This window comes from Xanthomonas sp. LMG 12460 (assembly GCF_009192895.1).
Classification (GTDB): Bacteria; Pseudomonadota; Gammaproteobacteria; order Xanthomonadales; family Xanthomonadaceae; genus Xanthomonas_A; species Xanthomonas_A sontii.
In genome coordinates this window covers 1-17,819 of the sequence record NZ_NKUH01000033.1, presented here as the reverse complement: position 1 = coordinate 17,819, position 17,819 = coordinate 1, and the positions used below count along the sequence as shown (strand labels likewise).

The following is a 17,819-nucleotide window of genomic DNA, read 5'->3' as shown; positions in this document are numbered from 1 at the left end:
GGAGTCAACTGTCATGCAGCCGCGACGCGTGGAGTGGTGTGCTGTCGGATGGCGCAATGCGTGGGGACTGAAGTCCCTCCCACCGTGATCCTCCAGCGAGGCGGGCACCGCACCTGTGGGAGCGGCTTCAGCCGCGACGAGTGAAGCCATCGGCACATGCGGGGTTCCATTGCGATCGGACTGAATCCCTTGCCACGCGATTGCCCGCTTTCCGCGCTGGCGGCACGCTGGACAACACAGCGAGCGGCGCCGCTACCGTCGGAGCGGTTCCATCCGCGACCCTGCGGCAACGCGGAGCGAACGCGGCGCAGCGCCCAACGCCCGAAGCGGCTGCCCAGCCAGCGCCCTCACGCCCGCTTTGCATTCGCCGCCGGCACCGTTGCTAGAGTCGGCCCGCGCCGCCGCGGCCGCCTGCCCCCCGATTTGCAGGTCCCGCAAAACCCGGCGTCTTTCCTCCATTGAAGGAGTCTCGACATGCCCTGGAAATTCCCTCTCGCAACGCTCGCCCTCGCCGCCGTCGCGCTGCCCGCGCTGGCCCAGTCCGACCGGCAGGTGGTCGAGGACATGCTGACCCGCTCGGCCAACGTCTGCCCGGGCCATAGCACCGACCGCACATCGCCGGCGGTGAAGGCCGTGCCGGTGGGCGCGCTGCGGGTGATGCTCGACCGCGGCCTGGTGATGTGCCCCGATCGGCGCCTGGACGCCACCGCCCCGGCCGTGTTCTACGGCAGGCTCGGCGTGTTCGCCTGGAACCCAGAGGTTCCCGCCGGCTCCAGCGTGATCGTCAAGCAGATCGACGCGATGACCCGCAAGGACGAATACCCGTCCGAAACCCTGGTATGGGACGCCAAGGGCACCGCGCTGAAGCAGCAGACGGTGCCCGCGTTCGAACCCAAGCCCGGCGCCACCGTGCTGTACCAGGTGCGCTGACCCCGTTCCGCTGGCCCGCGCACGGGTCGGCAAGATCGATCGCAGCCGGCGGCCCGCAAGGTCCGCCGGCTTTTTTACGCCGCGGTGCGAGTTCCATCGCGACCGCGCGCGGCGACAGACAAGACACGCCGTGACGCGCACGACGTCGATGATGTCCTGCTTCTGTCCTTACGCCGCCCACGCGTTTCGTGGCGGCGGACAATATTCGGATCATCGGGCGCGATTATCCATCGCAACCGTCCGATTATCTTTAAATCAAGATTATTGACTTCTGAAAAGTCCGCTTCAGAAGCGTAGACAAATTCCTGTGACGTGCACGCAGCCAGCCGAAACAGCGGAATTCGGCTGGATTCGCGCGAAACCATGCGGATCTTTCATCCTTTCCTCGTCGCCACTGTGGCGCAGCGCACGCCGCAGCATCGATGGATCTCGGCATTTTCCAACGCGATGTGTCGTGAAATTCCGTCAGGCGCGATGCGAATCAATACCGCAGCTAAATATTATCTCGACGTGTCGCCAAAATAATGCGGACGACATAGTAGCGTTTGCGCCCTCCCCCACCCCCCGGGCGACCGGGATTCGACACGAGGATGTTTCCATGGCCACACAGCGGAATCGGCTGGCGCTGCGCGCACTTTCCCTCATCGGCATCGCGGGCGCATTGCTGCCCCTGGCCGCATCGGCAGCACCGGCGCGCGGCACCGTGCTCAAGAGCAATGTCCTGACCAGCTACACCCGCCAGGCGATCGCCACGCTGCTGGCCAACGACCAATCCCCCGACCAGGCCAAGTGCGACGTGCGCGTGGCCGAGTTCACCTACGCCACCATCGGCGTCGAGGGCGAACCCACCACCGCGTCGGCGGCGCTGCTGGTGCCGGGCGGCAGCCAGTGCCCCGGCCCGTTCCCGCTGGTGAGCTACAGCCAGGGCACCGAGTCGCAGCGCCGCGCCGAGCAGGCCAAGGAGATCCGCGACGACAAGGGCGACGACACCATGGTCACCCATCTCGCCACCCAGGGCTACGTGGTGGTGAGCAGCGACTACCTCGGCATCGGCCAGTCCACCTACGCGTTCCACCCCTACCTGCACGCCGCGTCCGAGGCCAGTTCCACCATCGATGCGATGCGCGCCGCGCGCCAGGTGCTGCAACGGCTCAACACCCCGCTGTCGGGCAAGGTGATGCTGACCGGCTTCTCGCAAGGCGGGCATGCCGCCATGGCCACCCAGCGCGAGATCGAAGCGCACCTGTCCAACGAGTTCAACCTGGTCGCCAGCGCGCCGATCTCCGGCCCGTACGCACTCAGCCAGACCTTCCGCGACAGCTGGAGCGGCCGCAACGCCGTGGGCGAGAACACCTTCGGCATCGTCCTGGCCAGCTACGCCATCGTCGGCATGCAGCACACCTACAAGAACCTCTACCTCGATCCGTCGCAGGTGTTCCAGGATCCGTGGGCGAAGAAAGTGGAGAAGCTGTTCCCCGGCAACCAGAGCCTGACCGACCTGGTGCTCGGCGACACCCTGCCGGGCGTGGACAAGATCCGCCAGTACTTCCAGCCCGGCTTCTACCAGGACTTCGCCAGCAACGCCAACGACCCGTTCCTGCGCGACCTGGAGCGCAACGACCTGCTCGACTGGGCGCCACGCACCCCGACCCTGCTGTGCGGCTCGGACAACGACGCCACCGTGCCGCTGAAGAACGCCACCACCGCCATCGCCGCGTTCAAGGCGCGCGGCAGCAACCAGGCGACCGTGCTCGACCTGGGCACCGGCAAGCCCAGCGACAACAGCGCGCTGGAACACCTGTTCACCGAAGACGCCTGCACCATCGCCGTGCGCCAGCAACTGTTCGACAAGCTCCGCTGAGGTCGCGGCGGGCGACAGCGCAGGCGCACTCCTCCCCCGGCGCCTGCGATCGTCCGTCCCGCTGGCTGCCACGTCTGGGCGCAGGCGTGGTGGCGTTTTTATGTGTGGTGCGAGCGGCGCACGTGCCGGCGTCCTGCGGCGAGGTTGTCGACGCCGATGAAGGCGCGTTATGCGTCGAGACGCCGCGGCGGCGGAGACGCCGACGCTGTGGCCACAACTGACTCAGACATCCGCATGACCGCAGATCGGCGAGGCGATGCCGGCACCTGAGTCGCAGGCCCGCGCATCGTCCCGCGCGCCCGGCCATCACCCCACGCCGAGACCGGCGCCACGCAGCAACATCGACACCTGCTTTCGCCGATCCCACGCATCGGCGATCGCCCGGCCTACGCCGTACACCGACAACGGCACCACCCAGCTCGCCCACAACAACAGCGCGATCAAGCCCGGCGACGGTGCGATGCCCAGGCTGACCGCAAACGGCAACGACAAACGGAACACCACCGGTGACAGCGTCGCCAGATAAGCGCGGACCATCCAGCGCTGATGCCGCAGCACCTGTCCACGCCAGATCGCCACCAGCCCGACCAATCCGGTCACCAGCCACGCCAGCGCCGTCGCCGCGAACGCCACCCGGATCGAAAGCGGCGCCGGCGATGTCGCGATCAGCCCGACCGCCCCGACCATCGCCACCGCCATCCCGGCGAAATACACCTGCCCCACCCAACGATGCAGCCGCGGCCAGCGCCGCCACCGCTGCGTCGCGAACTGCAGCGCACCCAGCAACAGACCGACCGCCCCGCCACCGAGATGGCACCACAGCCACCCGCGGCGGGTCAGGAACATCGCATAGGCCGGCGATTGCAGCGAGGCGTACTTCAGATAGACCGAATGGACGAACTCCACAGCGAGCAGGGCCAGGGCGAGCCAGAGCAGCCACCAAGCCAAGCGCGCGATTAGCTTGGGATGTGGCGCCCGCACACTGCGATCCATAGGCTCGATGCTCATGCTTCACTCTCTCAGCGTGTCGGGATCAGCGACGCCACGCTGGCATGGGTCGTACGCTTACCAAACGGCAGCGACAAACTTCGCCCGGCGCACACTAGGCACCGCGATTTACACTGCAGCGGCCAGACTTGAGGTGCTGACTATCGTGCGCAACCGCCGGAGCCACACGCAAGTCAGCCCTCCCCTGGCAACATACCACCAATACGCTGTAGCGCACGTTGATTCGCAAGATGCGTACTATGGCAAAGCAAACTATTCCAGCCGGAGTTCGCGAAGGCGCAACGACTTGCACCACCTGAGTGCTGGTCGGTTGACGGTCTTAACCTATCTCTCAACGATCAGGCCCGCGCGGATAGCATGCTGCGCTAACGAGTTCCGCCCCAGCCGTTAAATTGACTCGCTAAAAAGGTCGCATAGTTGTCTGTCATTCCGCTTACAAAATCAATAGCGCGCCTAAATCTTTCATACATCGTCACGTCATCCAAAGAAGCGGAATGGGAATTAAGGGTGGATGGACCTATGAGCTTTATGACTTGCTTTGAAACACCTGATTCATTATTGACTAGAGCGTCGGTTATTATACTTAGCAGGGTTCCTATGACCCGGTAAGAACCAATCTCCAGTTCGATTTTTCTAGGATGATTGAATATTCTTTCGTTAGCTATGGTTTTTGCATTACTTAGAGCTTCCTTCACATCATCGGAGCACAACTCAAGCAGGCTATTAACTTCACCGTTAATTAGTTGACTCTCATGATTTTTGAAGGCCTCTGCCGCCGAATCGATAAAACTAGAAATTATTCTCCCTCTAACAGCAACCGGCCGCTGCCCTGGTCTGAGCTCTCCAATTTTATCGCTTGTATTTCCAAGGATAGGTGCAAAAGTTTCAGAAAAATCTGACCAATCGAGAATTCCCATTTCGATCGCATCTTCAACATCAAGTAGTCTGTAACAAAAATCGTCTGCCGCTTCCATCAAGTGAGCAAGAGGATGTCTAGCATAACAATCTTCGGATATCCTTTTCATCCCAAGAGAGCTTACCACTTCATGAAAATAACCTTTTTCTGAAAGAAAAGCTCCAAATTTATCTTCCTTGGGGCCTTTACCTTGAAGCCACGGGTATTTCATGAAAGCACCCAAGGTAGAGTATGTAAGTTTCATCCCTCCAGCAAAAACACGATACTCCGTGGTAGTAACAACCCGAAACCCTTGCGCGTTTCCTTCAAAAGCACATAGATCATCTTTTTCTTCGCTACTTAAACATCCATTATCCGCAAGCGTATCAGATAGCCACTGTCCAATAGCGTTCTCTCCTGTATGTCCGAAGGGCGGATTACCGATGTCGTGAGCTAGGCATGCGGCCTCAACTATGTCGCCGATATCCCTTGGCGACATTCCCACAGGGAGGTGCGCTCTAATGTGCTCACCTGCGCGGTTACCTAGACTTCTTCCTACACACGCCACTTCCAAGCTATGAGTAAGACGATTGTGGACATGGTCATTGCTAGCAAGCGGATGAACTTGTGTTTTTTTCGCCAAGCGCCGGAACGCCCCAGAAAAGACGATTCGATCATGATCAGAGTTAAAGGGAGTTCTTCCGGGCTCATCTATTGATTTCTCTCCACCTATTCTTGTGTCAGAAAGAAGCCTCTCCCAAACACCCTTATTATTAGCTGACATATCAACCTCCTTACCCCTTGGGAGATCCAATATAATTTATTCAAACCGACCACTTGTAGACAATGCAAATCATTAAAAGGAGCTGGACTAAATCACCCTACAGTCCAACGCAAGTACAGAGCAGAGCTTAACTCAGTTGCTCAATAGTTAAACGCCTGATCGGAATAGGAAGTAGCTAGCTCGAGCCAGCCTTCACTCACACCGAGAGTACCCGCCCCTAAGTACGCAGCCTAATTTCGGACGATCAAGAGTGGTGTGAAACAGGGGTAAGAGTCTGAGGTATCCCACGTTTTTCAAGGCGAAGCCAGAATCTGATCTAGCGGAAACAGGGGTGGGAGTGCGCTACCTGCACCCTCACCCGCGGCTCCACAGTCCAGCGAAATCGAACGAAAGCTGCCGGAGGTGGCAAATGGAAAGCAGATACACGGTGGCGGATGCCTTCACCGCCGTTTACGGCATCACGTAGTCGCCGTGCAGGTAGATGCGCAACGCATCCGGCACTCCCGCGGGCAATGCAGCCAGTTGCGCCAGCGCCTCGGCCGATTGCGGTGTGGTGTCCAGGTAGGGACGACCGATGCGCGGGAAACGCCGCAAGTTCGGGATCGGCGAGCAGGTCATCGAAGGCCGCAGCGGCATCGGCGTCCAGCAGGAGCGCTTATATCGCGTCGAGGCTCGCGAGGAAGCTCTCCGTCAGTTCGACGCGATGCAATGGTCAACCCCGCTTCTTGGCCGCGCGCTTGCCTGGGCTCACCCCGTCGGGTGTCTTGATCGCCGCGCGCCGCTGCTGCAGTTGATCGATAGCGGCATCGGCATCGACCGTGCGGCCGGCGGCGATGTCGGCCAAGCCGCGCTTCGCATCGTCGAGCACCAGCAGGTGGATGCGCTCGCGCTCGAGCCGGTGGTAGTAGTCCAGCCGGTCAGCGTCGATCAGCGCGACGTAGCTCTCGCCGTTCTTGGTGATGATCTTCTCGGCGCCGGCCTTCGCCTGGTCGGCCAGCTCGGAGAGATTGGCGCGCGCCAGGGTGAAAGGCACCACGTCGTTGACGGAAAAGCCCATGGCCGGCTCCTTTCACTATTGATTACAGGATTCTGTACAGGCTATCGCCTGCATGGTGTTGCTGCCAGCGCGCACGGAAGCGCATCCGGGCAAGGGCCAATGCGTGGCGGAGGGATGGACCAGATCGCACCAACAGAGGCCGCATCTCCTCCTCAGCACAACGGGCGCTCCAGCCCGCCGACGGCAGTCAGCAGGTCCGTCGTCCTCAGGAATCTTGACCTCCCATACATCCAGCCCATCGCATCCTCGCCCCGATTCCAACACCGGAGGCGGGGACATGACGAAGTGGATGGGGGCCGCGCTGGCCGCGGCGATGCTGGTGACCGGCTGCGCCAGGGTGGAGGGCGAGAAGTTCGTCGGCCACTGGGTCAATGTGGAGTCGAAGGACGACACGATCGACATCGAGCGCAACGGGGAGTCGTTCATGGTGCGCAACACCACCCCGCGCTTCTTCACTCGCAAGCCCAAGACCGAGAGCTACCCGGCCATCTACAAGGACGGGGTGCTGCAGGTGAGCAACGACGGCGAGACGGTGAACTTCGCCATCGACGAGGCCGATGGGCACCTCAATACCGGCAGCGACGAGTACCAGCGCGTGCCGGCCAAGTAGTCCTGCGACGTCGGGCCCGGACCACCGGGCTCGCCTGGCCTGCCCGCATCGGAAGGTTGCTGCGGGCCCGCCAGTTCGCCGGTTCCCGGGACGCCGCTTCGCTTACTCGCCAGTGGGACGCTTGGTCCGCGTGGACCGGCGCTTATCGCTCTCGAGCGCTTTCAGCTTGCGCGTTGCCTCTTCGAAATCGCGCTCTACCGGCGACGGTTCTTCCAACGTGCGCTGCCTGTAGCGGGCGAACTCGGCCTTGGAAAATTCCAATGCCTGCTCGCGGCCGATGCGGCCGGCATGGGTCAGCACGTCGCGGTCGCTCAGGCGCAGGAAATCGTCCAGCTTGGCGATCCAAGCGTCCATGGTCATCGGCCTGCGGTTCATGGCCTGCAGCTCGGCGAACTCCAGGTAGGCGGTGACGATGCGGTTCAGTGCCTCCAGCTCCTCCGCATTCAAGTAGCTCTTGGCGACGACCGCATCGGACGCGCGCGGCGCGGCGCCCACCCAGTTGGTCATGCCGCTGTGCGGCTTGCTGGCGTCGGCGCGCTCCATGAGCAGTTCGGCGGCGGTGTGGCCATGGGCCGCCCAGTGCATCTTGTTCTGCACGGTGGCGAAGAAACGCTGGCTGGTCTCGGCCGACGGGTCGTAATCCACGCTGGTGGCGTAGATGTCCAGCACCTTGCGCCAGAACAGCTTCTCCGACGAGCGGATGTCGCGGATGCGGCCCAGCAGTTCTTCGAAATAGCCATCGTCCGGCCCGCGCTTGAGCCGTTCGTCGTCCAGCGCGAATCCCTTGACCAGGTACTCGGACAACCGCGCCGTCGCCCACTGGCGGAACTGGGTGCCGCGCGCGGAGCGGACCCGGTAGCCGACGGCGAGGATGGCGTCGAGGTTGTAGTGATCGATGGTACGGCGCACTTGGCGCTCGCCTTCGGCTTGAACTATTCGGAATCTCCGAATAGTTCGTTCATGTTCAAGTTCACCTTCGGAAAAAATGCTGCCGAGATGTTCATTGATCGTTGGGACAGAGACTTGAAACAGTTCTGCGATCTGCCGCTGCGTCAACCACACCGACTCGCCTTCCAGCCGCACCTGGATCCGCGTCTGCGCATCCTCGCTGCGATACAGGATCAATTCCGAGGTGGGGGCGTCCTTGTCGTCGCTACGCATGCCGGCTCCTGATGCGGTTCGTCAAAACAGCGCGCCCTGGATCGGCGTGCCGGCGGGTACGGGAAGGATATCGGCTGCAGGCGGTGGCTGCCGCCCCGCCCCCCCCAACCGCCACGCCAACCCCGAGATCCGCGCCGCGTGCCGAGCGAGCGCGGCGCGCAGCACCGGTTCGCTGGCGGCGATGTGCAGCGCGCGGCGGGCGCGGGTGATGCCGGTGTAGACCAGTTCGCGGCTGAGCACGCGGGCGTCGCGGGCCGGCAACTGCAGCCAGACTTCCTCGAATTCGCTGCCCTGGGCCTTGTGCACGGTCATGGCGAAGGCGCTTTCGTGCGCGGGCAGTGCGGCCGGGTGGAAGCCGCGGACCTGGCCGTCGCCGGCGCCGTCGAACCAGGCGACCAGGGTGCCCTGTGCGTCCTTCAGGCAGATGCCGACGTCGCCGTTGAACAGGCCGTGGCGGTAGCTGTTCTCGGTGATCAGCAGCAGGCGCCCGTGGAACCAGGGCGCGGCGGCGCCGAGGCGGCGTGCGCCGCTGGCGGCCTCGGCCAGCAGTTGTTCGATGCGCGCGTTGAGTCCGCGCGCGCCCTGCGGGCCGGCGCGCACGGCGGTGAGCAGACGCAGGCGCGCGGCGGCGCGCAGGGCCTGCGCCGGATCGTCGGTGTCGCCGAGGGCGCGCCAGTGCGCGAGCAGGGCGTCGCCGCCGGCGGCGAGCGCGTCGTCGACACCGTCGTGGAAGTGCACGCCGACGAGCTGGCCGTCGCGCAGCAGGCGCAGGGCGCCGTCGGCATCGCCGCTGCGCACGGCGTCGGCCAGCGGCGCCAGGGCGAAGTCCTGGGCCTGGCGATAACCGCGCAGCAGGTGCACGCGGTGCCCGGCCAGGCCGCCGTGGTCGTGCGCGACCGCGCTGTGGCCGAGCAGCGGCTGCAGCGCCTGCGCGTCGTCGGGCTGCAATGCGTCGCCGGGGCCGGCGGCCTGCAGGATCGCGGCGAGCACGTCGCCCGCTTCCACCGAGGGCAACTGGTCGGCGTCGCCGAGCAGAATCAGTTGCGCGCCGTTGGCCACGGCGTCGACCAGCTTGCACATCAGCGGCAGGTCGACCATGGAGGCTTCGTCGATCACGATCAGGTCGAACGGCAGCGGGTTGTCGGCGTCGTGGCGGAAGCGCGGCTGGTCGGGGATGACGCCGAGCAGGCGATGCAGGGTGCTGGCGCCGGCCGGCAGCGCCTCGGCCAGGGCCGGATCGACGCCGTCGGCGAGTGCGCGCGCCACCGCGGCGCGCAGGCTCTCGGCCATGCGTTCGGCGGCGCGGCCGGTGGGCGCGGCCAGCGCGATGCGCGGCGGCGGCAGGCCGGCGGCGCGGGCCTGGGCGAGACGCAGCAGCAGCAGGCGGGCGATGGTGGTGGTCTTGCCGGTGCCGGGGCCGCCGGTGACCAGCAGCAGGGCGCGGCGCAGGGCGAGGGCGGCGGCTTGGGCTTGGCGGTCGGATGGATCGTTAGCAGTCGTACCCTCACCCGCCCTGCGGGTACCCTCTCCCGGGGGGAGAGGGAAGAGCTGGGCGAACAGGGGTGCGAGGGCGGCGAGTTCGCTATGCGGCAGCGGCTGTGCGGCGAGGCGGCGCAGGCCCAGGGCCAGGCGTCGCTCGTACTCGCGGTAGCGGCGCAGGTAGAGCAGGCCGTGTTCGAGTACGAGTGGGCAGTCGGGGCTGGCCGGGTCTTCGGCGGCGGGTTGTGCGACCCAGCGCGAGGCGGCCAGGGCGCGGGTCCAGTCGTCTGCGGTGGGCAGCGTGGGGGCAGCGCCGTCGCGGCTGTCGAGCAGGAGGCTGGCGCGTGCCGGGTCGAGGCCGGCGTGGCCGCTGGCCACTGCCAGCGAGGCCAGGGCGGCGCCGACCAGGACCAGGTCGGGGGTGTTCGGGTCGAGGCGGGACAGGCTGTGCGCGAAGGCGTGGTCCAGCGTGCGCAGGGTGCCGCTGCGGTAGAGGGTGGCGAGGAAGTTGGATTGGCTCACGGGGTGGGGGCTCCGTGGGCGGACGTACCCTCACCCCAACCCCTCTCTCCCACGGGGACTTCCTGCGGTCGCCGGGGGGAGAGGGGCTCAAGCGGAGCGCCGGCGAAGAGGGCGTCGACGCCTTCGATCAGGTCCGGGTCGAAGCGCCAGGCGTGCACGCCTGGCGACGGGTCGCGGGAAGCGTCCAGGCCGCGGCAGAAGAGGTAGCGCACGCCGCCGAAGTCGCGGGCGTAGTCGTAGGCACCGCCCAGGCGGAAGCGCAGCCAGCGGTGCAGCGCCACGGTGTAGATCAGCGCCTGCAAGGTGTATTCGCTGTGCGCCATCGCCCGCGCCAGGGCGTCGGGGTCGTAGGCCGGCAGGCGGTTGGACTTGTAGTCGAGCACGTACCAGCGGCCGTCGTGCTGGTAGGTGAGGTCGATCAGGCCGGTCATCAGTCCCTCCAGGCGCTGCCGCGCGCCGAACGCCTGGCGCTCGCCGGCCACGCCGTAGCGGTGCAGCAGCGACAGCAGCGCGTCCACGCGCGTCGGGCGCATGGCGAAGTGGAATTCCATTTCGTTGCGCCGCTGCTCCTCCGGCACCGCAGCCAGGCAGGTGCCTTCGGGCAGGGCCACGGTGAGGGTGTTGCCGACCAGGGCCGTGAGCATGGCGGTGCCGTCTTCCAGTTCGTCCTCGGCATAGCCGCCGCGTTGCAGCGCTTCGACGATGGCGGTGGCCTGCCCCGCTGGCGCCGGCTGCCCTGGCTGCCAGCTACACCAGGCGGCGAAGTCGCAGCGCTCGAACACGTCGTGCATGGCCACGCCGAAGCGGTTGCCGACGAAGCGACGGTCGACCATGTCCACTTCCACCGCGGCGCTGACCGGCTCGCTGGCGGCGGGTTCGTCGCTGCCGCCGCTGCTGGGCACGGTGGCGCTGGCCATCGGGTCGCTGCCGGCATCGGCATTGGCGAGCTGGGTGAAGCTGTACACCCACCACTCCGGCAGCACGCGCCGCTGCGGCACGCGCGCCGGCGGCACCGGCGGCGCCGGCTCGGGCGGCAGGCGCGGCAGTTGTGCCGGCGGCGGCGTAGTGTCGAGGGCGACCGCACCGGCGCCGGCGGCGGCCTGCAAGGCATCGAGATCGCGCAGCATCGGTGCCAACGCGGTGCGCTCGTGCTGCGGGAAGGCGCCGGTGGCGATCCACAGTGCATGTTCGGCGCGGGTCAGGCCGACGTAGAGCAGGCGCGCGTCCTCGGCGCGCTGTTCCTGTTTCCACGCGGCTTCGGCGGTGTCCCAGGCCAGGTCGGACTCGCCGCCGCTGCGGCCGGTGTTCCACTGCAACTGGCGCCCACCCTGCGGCGCCGGCACCACGCAGTGGCGCCCAGGGCTGCGCTCGCTGCGACCGATGCCGGCGTACGGCAGGAACACCAGCGGATACTCCAGGCCCTTGCTCTTGTGCAGGGTGACGATCTGCACGCGGCGCGCGTCCGACTCCAGGCGCAGCTGCTGCGCTTCGTCGCTGTCGTCGGCATTGGCGATGCGCCGCGCCAGCCAGTCGACCAGGCCATGCGGGCCGAGTGCGCGGGTGTCGGCTTCCTGCAGCAGCTCGGCCAGCTGCAGGTAGTTGGTGAGGCGGCGCTCGCCATCGACCAGCGCCAGCAGGCGCTGCCCATGCGCGGCGCCAAGGTCGCCGATCAGGGCGAGCGGGCCACCGCGCTGCCAGCGCTCGCGCCAGTCCAGCGCCTGCTGCTGCCAGCGGCGGTGGCGTTCGCCGTCGTGGTCGAGCGCGGCGATGGCCGCGGCGTCCTCGCCGATCAGCACGGTGGCCAACGCCGCGCGCAGGCGGCCGTCGTCGCCGGGGTCGAGCAGCGCCTGCAGCAGCGCCAGCAATTCCAGCGCCTCGTCGGTGGCGAACAGGCTGCGGCGGCCGGCGGCGACCGCGGGAATGCCGGCGGCGGCCAGCGCCTGCTGGATGCGTGTGGCCTCGCCGTGGCTGCGCACCAGCACCGCGATGTCGCCGGCCTGCACGGGACGGTCGAGCAAGGTGGCGCGGCCGTCGCGGGCCTCGGCCAGCCAGCCGCGAATCGCTGCCACGCAGGCGGCGGTGCACAGCTCGCGGGCGCGACCGGCGCTCCACGGCTTGGGCTTGCCCGGCCCCTTGGCGGTGGCCGGAGGCGGCGGCGGTTCCGGTGCGCGCCACACGGTCAGCGCCGGGGCCGGCGCGCCATTGCGTTGCAGGTCGGCATCGACGCGCTTGCTGCCCGGCTGCACCGGGTGGAAGGCGATGCCGTCGGTGAGGAACGCATCGGCGTAGCCGGCCTGCGCGTACAGCGCGTCGATCGCCGCCAGCAGCGCCGGGCGCGAGCGGAAGTTGTGCGCCAGCGGCGGCGCGCGTTCGGCATCCGTGGCGGCGGCCAGGTAGGTGCGCACGTCGCCGCCGCGGAAGCCGTAGATGGCCTGCTTGGGGTCGCCGATCAGGGCGAGCAGCGGCGGCGTGTCGTCCGCTGTGCACAGCGATGGCGCGATCGCCGCGTCGTCCTGCACCACGTTGGCATCGGCCGTCGCCGGGGCGAACACCTTGCGGAAGATCGTCCACTGACGGTCGTCGGTATCCTGGAATTCGTCGACCAGGGCGACCGCGTACTGCGCGCGCAGCCGCTGCGCCAGGGCGGCGCCGTGCGGGCCTTCCAGCGCGCGCGCCACGCCCTCGACCAGGTCGTCGTAGGTCTGCACGCGGCGCTGCCGCTTGAGATGGGCCAGCCGCTCCGCCGCGTCGGCGCGCAACGCGTGCAGCAGGCAGATGCGGCGTTGCGTGCGCCACTGCGCCAGCTGCGCCAATGCGGCCAGGTAACCGTCGATGGCGTGGCCCAGCGGCGAGGCCGGGGTGCGCTCGGCGTGCTTCTTGTTGGTGCCGGCGGTCAGTTCGGCGGCGGTGAGCTTGATCAGCTTCGGATGCGGCGGCGCGTCCGCGGTCGGTGCCGCGGCGAAGGCGTCCAGCCAGTGCCACAGCGCGGTCAGCCAGTCGGGCTTGTAGCTGACCTTGCTCAGCACGCCGGCATCCATCGCCGCGGCGATCGCCTCGAAACAGGCGGTGCCGTGCGTGCGGAACGCCTCGGCCAGCGCCACGCCGGCGCGCTGCGCGGCCTGCTGCAACACGGCGCCGTCCTCGGCGGAAAAGACCGGCGCGGCCGGCAACAGCGTCGGATGCCGCACCAGTTCGCGCAGATCGATAGCCATGCCATCCGGTCCGCCCGGCCACAGCGCCACCAGGTCCTCGGCCATCGCCGGATCGGCGGCGCGTTGCCGCCACAGGTCGGCGGCGACGTCGCGCAGCAGTTCGCGGTCGTCGGTGAGCAGTTGCGGTGCGGCGAAGGCCTGGCCGCTTTCCAGCGCGTGCTCGCGCAGCACGCGCGCGCAGAAGCCGTGGATGGTGAAGATGGCGGCGAGGTCGATGTCCTCGGCGGCCTGCTGCAGGCGGCGGCGCAGGGCCGCTGGGGTTTCGGTGCTGGCGGCCAGGTGCGCGGCGAGGATGGCGCGGGTGAGGGCGACGTCGGGCAGGTCTTGTTGCGGGGTTGGCTGCGATGGGTCGGTCGCGAGGTCGGTCGCGGCTAAAGCCGCTCCTACGCGGTCTGGATCGGGGACCAGGCTGGCCGCCAACGCCAGGCGCTCGCGGATGCGGCGGCGCAGTTCCTGGGTGGCGGCCTCGGTGAAGGTGACGGCGAGGATCTGGCCCAGACGCAAGCCGCGCTCGACCACCAGGCGGGTGAACAAGGTGGCCAGGGTGAAGGTCTTGCCGGTGCCGGCGCTGGCCTCGATCAGGCGCACGCCGTGCAGCGGCAGCTGCAGGTAGGGGTCGCGGTCGGGTGCGGCGTTCATTCGGCGTCTTCCTGGGTGCCGCGCCAGCGCTGCCAGCTCTCGCTCAGTCGGTCGGGATCGAGTGCGGGGCCGGCGTCGCCCTGTTCGAGCAGGCCGAACACGCGTTGGCTGGTGGCGGCGAACTCGGCGAAGCGCTGCGCATCGGCGAAGGGGTCGCGGCCGCGGCCGACCAGGCGCAGTTCCGGGCTGTCCGCCTCGCTCCAGCCGAAGCTGGCCTGCCATTGCGCGGCAGCGTCCTTGATTGCCTTGTCGAGATCGCCGGCGCGCGCGGCCTGGTAGTACTTCCAGCTGCTGTACGGCGCGAACGCCAACGGCGCCTGCCGGCCATGCCGGTACAGCTGCAGCAGTTCGCCCAGCGCCTGCTGCGCCTGCGCGGCGGGCAGCGGCTCGCGGTCCATCGGATGCGGGCCGAGGCTGTCGTCGTGGTCGAAGAAACGCACGTAGGGCGCGCGTTCGCCGGCGGCGCGCAGCAGCAGCCATTCCAGGCCGTGGCGGATCGCGCTGCGCCCGCTCAAGGCGCCCACCTGCACGCGTGCCACGCCGGGCGCGTACCAACCCGGCAGGCGGCCATGCAGCGCGGTGCCGTCGAGGTCCACCTGCAGCCGCGGCGCCAGTGGCGCGGCGTCGCCACCGCGCCACTGCCGGAACGCCTCGGCGTACGGGCGCAACTGGCGCACGCGCTCGTCGAGCTGGCGCCGGCCCAGCGGCCCGGATGGCAGCAGCGCGCGGGCGCGCAGGCGTTCGTACAGGGCCTCGGTGTCCTCGCGCAGCACCGCCTCGAACACCTGCTGCTGCAGGCCGTACTGATCGAGGCCGCGGCTGGGCGCCAGCAGCGGTTCCAGATCGCTGTCGGCCCGCGCCGGATCGGGCAGGCGCAGGCCCAGGCGCTGGCGCAGGAACTGCCCGGCCGGATCGACCAGCAGCCGGCGCAGATCGTCGATCGACAGCTGCGCCGGCAGCGCGTCGTCGGCCGCGGCCGGCAGCGCGTCGATCCATGGCGCCAGCGGCTGGCGCTGGCCGACCAGGCTGTCCACCGCCGGCCGCCACTGCCGTCGGTAGCTGAAACGGCGCGGGTCGGCCTCCTCGGCACCGGTGGCGCCGAACGCGGCAGCGGCGAACGGCTGCAGCGGATGCCGCACCACCAGTGCCGCGGCGGCGGCCGGATCGGCGTGGTACTGGGCGGCGCAGGCCAGCAGCTCGCCGACCAGCGGCGAGGGTTCGCGCACGCTGCCGTCGCGCGCGTCGGCGCCCAGGTAGCTCAGGTAGAACACCTCCTGCGCCGAGGCGAACAGCTGCAGGAACAGGAAGCGGTCGTCCTCGCGCGTCGAACGGTCGCCGTGGCGGCGGCGCGTGGTGCCCAGTTCGGCGGTGAGGCGGTTGAGCCCGGCGGCCGGATCGCGGCGCGGGAAGTCGCCATCATTCATGCCCAGCAGGCAGATGACCCGGAACGGCAGCAGCCGCATCGGCACCATGCGGCCGAAGCTGATGCCGCCGGTGAGCAGCGGCGCGCGCGTGTCCGATTCGCCCAGCACCGCGGCGAAGTGCGCGCGGACCACTTCGGCCGGCACCGCGTCGGCGTAGTCGGCGTAGTCGGCGCGGGCGGCGTCGCGGGCGAACTGGTCGATCAGCGCGCGCAAGCGCTCCAGCGCGCGCTGCTGGCGCGGTGCCGACGGACTCTGCGGCAGCAGCGCCTCGAGCAGGCCCAGCAGCACTTCGCGCCACTGCACCGGCGGCATCGGCTCGGCCAGCGCCGCCTGATGGCGGTCGAGCACGCGCAGCAGGCGCAGCAGCGTGTCCAGCGCGGCCAGGGCGCTGCCTTCCAGCTGCGGCCACGGCGCCACGCCGTCGATGTCGTCCTCGGCGCCGCTGGCGTGACCGAGCAACAGCCGGTCCAGGGCGAAGCGCCAGGTATAGGCGTCGTCGGCCGGCGCCTGGTGACGCTGTCGGTGCGCCGCGTCCAGGCCCCAGCGCGCGCCGGCGGCGTGCAGCCAGGCGCGCAGACGTTCCAGCCCGGCCTCGTCGAGGCCGGCGGCCTCGGCGATCGGCGCGCTGGCGAGCAGGTCCAGGATCTCGTGCAGGCCGAAGCGCGCGATCGGCAGGCCGAGCAGCGCCAGAAACACCTCGGCCAGCGGCTCGCTGGCCAGCGGGCTGGCGTCGGCCAGCGCATAGGGCAAGGCGTCGTCGCCGGCGTGGCCGCCGAACACCGCGTCCAGGTACGGCACGTAGGGGTCGATGTCCGGCGACAGCACCGCGATCTCGCGCGGCTGCAGCGGCGGCTCGAAGCGCGGGTCGTCCAGCAGCGCGCGCAGTTGGTCGTGCAGCACCTGCAGTTCGCGCAGGCGGGTGTGGCAGGCGTGCACCTGCAGGCTGGGATCGTGCGGGTCCACCGCGGCCAGCGGCGCCGGCCGCGCCGGCGCACGGCGATGGAACAGATCGCTCTGCATGCGCCGCAGCAGGCTGTCGCCGAGGCCGCCATCGGCCAGTGCGCGCCGGCCCGACTCCAGCGGATCGGCGTAGACCGCGATCTCGGCCAGCGGATGCACCACCTCGTAGTCGCCGATCAGCGCCATGAAGTCGCGCCCGGCCGCGCCCCAGGCCTGCAGCAGCGGATTCTCCTGCACCTGCTCGGCGAACAGCTCCACCGCCCCGCCCTCGCGGCGGCGCTGCCACAGGGTCTGCAGATCGCCCCAGTAGCCCTGTGCCGGCGTCGGCAGGTAGAAGTGCAGTGTGCCGGCGCGCGCCTGCGTGGCCAGCACGCGCAGCACGTCCGGGGAAATGTTGAGCACGGCGAAGGCGAACAGGCGCCGCGGCAGGCCCTGCGGCAGCGGCCCGTCAGGGCGCGCGTAGCGGTCCAGGTACTGGCCGATGCGGCGTGCGCGGTAGGCGCGGCCCGTGGCGATGCGCCGCCACAGCCGCGCCTGTGGATCGTCCGGGTCGGCGCCGCCTTCCCAGCGCAGCAGCCAGTCGCGGCGCCAGGCCTGGTACTTCTCGAACACGTTGCTCAGCTCGCCGGCCAGGCTCCACGGCTTGAGCGCATCGCCGTCGGCCAGATAGCCGGCCAACGGCGCCAGCGCCGCATCGCTGCCCAGGTCGCCCTGCAGCGCCGCGTACAGGCGCCAATGCATGGTCGCCATGTCGAGATCGTCGGCCGCCGCGCCGAGATTGCGCTCCAGCGCGCGCGCAACGAACTCGCCGGGGGTGAGGAATTCCAGGTTCGCCGCCACCCCGTGCACTGCGGCCAGGGTCGACTGCAGCCAGCGCCGCATCGCCACCTGCGGGATCAGCACCACCTCCGGCGCCAGCAAGGGCTGCCCCGGCGGCGGCCGGCGCAGTTCTTCGGCGAGCAGGGCGGCCAGGGTATCCAGCGCGTTGGACGGATACAGCCGGAAATCGGGCGCGGACGGGGCAGGCATGTGCCGGGCATTGTGCCGGATGCGGGCAGGCGGCGCTTTCGGGCACAGCCTTGTGCACCCGAACATCGCGGGTCGCTTCGCGCCGGACCCTCACCCCAACCCCTCTCCCGGAGGGGAGAGGGGCTAGCCGCTCCCTTCTCCCACCGGGAGAAGATGGCCCGTAGGGCCGGATGAGGGTACGGGCGCAGCCTCGCGCACCCGAACATCGCGAGTCGCTTCGCGCCGGGCCCTCACCCCAACCCCTCTCC

The 17,819-nt window shown here is 68.4% G+C and carries 12 protein-coding genes; 4 read left to right on the top strand and 8 right to left on the bottom strand.

Annotated elements, in window-relative coordinates; translation table 11 throughout:
• Nucleotides 1-474 precede the first annotated feature (474 nt).
• The 3 genes from CEK66_RS07760 to CEK66_RS07750 all read left to right on the top strand — a co-directional run bounded on the left by CEK66_RS07760 (nucleotide 475) and on the right by CEK66_RS07750 (nucleotide 2,791).
• Complete coding sequence (locus CEK66_RS07760; RefSeq protein ID WP_043094002.1) at nucleotides 475-930, top strand: hypothetical protein; 456 nt, start codon at nucleotides 475-477, stop codon at nucleotides 928-930.
• A gap of 312 nt (nucleotides 931-1,242) precedes the next feature.
• Complete coding sequence (locus tag CEK66_RS07755; RefSeq protein WP_152236474.1) at nucleotides 1,243-1,455, top strand: hypothetical protein; 213 nt, start codon at nucleotides 1,243-1,245, stop codon at nucleotides 1,453-1,455.
• 73 nt (nucleotides 1,456-1,528) lie between these two features.
• Nucleotides 1,529-2,791, top strand: a complete 1,263-nt coding sequence (locus CEK66_RS07750) for a lipase family protein (RefSeq protein ID WP_152236473.1) — start codon at nucleotides 1,529-1,531, stop codon at nucleotides 2,789-2,791.
• A gap of 306 nt (nucleotides 2,792-3,097) precedes the next feature.
• Here the strand turns inward: CEK66_RS07750 and CEK66_RS07745 are convergent, their stop codons facing one another.
• From CEK66_RS07745 to CEK66_RS07730, 4 genes are all read right to left on the bottom strand, one after another.
• Entirely contained in the window at nucleotides 3,098-3,784 is a 687-nt protein-coding gene (locus tag CEK66_RS07745; protein WP_226978533.1) for a DUF2306 domain-containing protein, read from the bottom strand.
• Nucleotides 3,785-4,164: 380 nt separating this feature from the next.
• The gene (locus tag CEK66_RS07740; protein ID WP_152236471.1) at nucleotides 4,165-5,478 is read right to left on the bottom strand and encodes a deoxyguanosinetriphosphate triphosphohydrolase; all 1,314 of its coding nucleotides are present in this window, start codon (nucleotides 5,476-5,478) and stop codon (nucleotides 4,165-4,167) included.
• 450 nt (nucleotides 5,479-5,928) lie between these two features.
• Nucleotides 5,929-6,114, bottom strand: a complete 186-nt coding sequence (locus CEK66_RS20595) for a hypothetical protein (protein ID WP_226978532.1) — start codon at nucleotides 6,112-6,114, stop codon at nucleotides 5,929-5,931.
• A gap of 76 nt (nucleotides 6,115-6,190) precedes the next feature.
• Nucleotides 6,191-6,535 (bottom strand): type II toxin-antitoxin system Phd/YefM family antitoxin, encoded by a 345-nt coding sequence (locus CEK66_RS07730; protein WP_152236470.1) that lies wholly within the window; start codon nucleotides 6,533-6,535, stop codon nucleotides 6,191-6,193.
• 277 nt (nucleotides 6,536-6,812) lie between these two features.
• On the opposite strand from CEK66_RS07730, the gene CEK66_RS07725 reads away from it, so the two are divergent.
• A complete protein-coding gene (locus CEK66_RS07725) occupies nucleotides 6,813-7,145 on the top strand; it encodes a hypothetical protein (RefSeq protein WP_152236469.1) in 333 nt (110 codons plus the stop codon).
• Nucleotides 7,146-7,247: 102 nt separating this feature from the next.
• On the opposite strand, the gene CEK66_RS07720 is transcribed toward CEK66_RS07725, so the two are convergent.
• From CEK66_RS07720 to recC, 4 genes are read right to left on the bottom strand one after another with little or no spacing between them, the layout of a single operon-like run.
• Entirely contained in the window at nucleotides 7,248-8,306 is a 1,059-nt protein-coding gene (locus tag CEK66_RS07720; protein ID WP_226978531.1) for a virulence RhuM family protein, read from the bottom strand.
• A 21-nt stretch (nucleotides 8,307-8,327) separates the two neighbouring features.
• Entirely contained in the window at nucleotides 8,328-10,307 is a 1,980-nt protein-coding gene (gene recD / locus CEK66_RS07715) for an exodeoxyribonuclease V subunit alpha (protein ID WP_152236468.1), read from the bottom strand.
• Nucleotides 10,304-14,158, bottom strand: a complete 3,855-nt coding sequence (gene recB / locus CEK66_RS07710; protein ID WP_152236467.1) for an exodeoxyribonuclease V subunit beta — start codon at nucleotides 14,156-14,158, stop codon at nucleotides 10,304-10,306. Before recB ends, recD begins: the two co-directional genes overlap by 4 nt.
• The gene (recC, locus tag CEK66_RS07705) at nucleotides 14,155-17,571 is read right to left on the bottom strand and encodes an exodeoxyribonuclease V subunit gamma (protein WP_152236466.1); all 3,417 of its coding nucleotides are present in this window, start codon (nucleotides 17,569-17,571) and stop codon (nucleotides 14,155-14,157) included. The genes recB and recC overlap by 4 nt, the downstream gene beginning before the upstream one ends.
• Nucleotides 17,572-17,819 lie beyond the last annotated feature (248 nt).

Coding starts and splice junctions, on each gene's coding strand:
- CEK66_RS07760 (WP_043094002.1), top strand. CDS start 475: ATGCCCTGGAAATTCCCTCTCGCAACGCTCGCCCTCGCCGCCGTCGCG.
- CEK66_RS07750 (WP_152236473.1), top strand. CDS start 1,529: ATGGCCACACAGCGGAATCGGCTGGCGCTGCGCGCACTTTCCCTCATC.
- CEK66_RS07745 (WP_226978533.1), bottom strand. CDS start 3,784: ATGGATCGCAGTGTGCGGGCGCCACATCCCAAGCTAATCGCGCGCTTG.
- CEK66_RS07740 (WP_152236471.1), bottom strand. CDS start 5,478: ATGTCAGCTAATAATAAGGGTGTTTGGGAGAGGCTTCTTTCTGACACA.
- CEK66_RS20595 (WP_226978532.1), bottom strand. CDS start 6,114: ATGCCGCTGCGGCCTTCGATGACCTGCTCGCCGATCCCGAACTTGCGG.
- CEK66_RS07730 (WP_152236470.1), bottom strand. CDS start 6,535: ATGGGCTTTTCCGTCAACGACGTGGTGCCTTTCACCCTGGCGCGCGCC.
- CEK66_RS07725 (WP_152236469.1), top strand. CDS start 6,813: ATGACGAAGTGGATGGGGGCCGCGCTGGCCGCGGCGATGCTGGTGACC.
- CEK66_RS07720 (WP_226978531.1), bottom strand. CDS start 8,306: ATGCGTAGCGACGACAAGGACGCCCCCACCTCGGAATTGATCCTGTAT.
- recB (WP_152236467.1), bottom strand. CDS start 14,158: ATGAACGCCGCACCCGACCGCGACCCCTACCTGCAGCTGCCGCTGCAC.
- recC (WP_152236466.1), bottom strand. CDS start 17,571: ATGCCTGCCCCGTCCGCGCCCGATTTCCGGCTGTATCCGTCCAACGCG.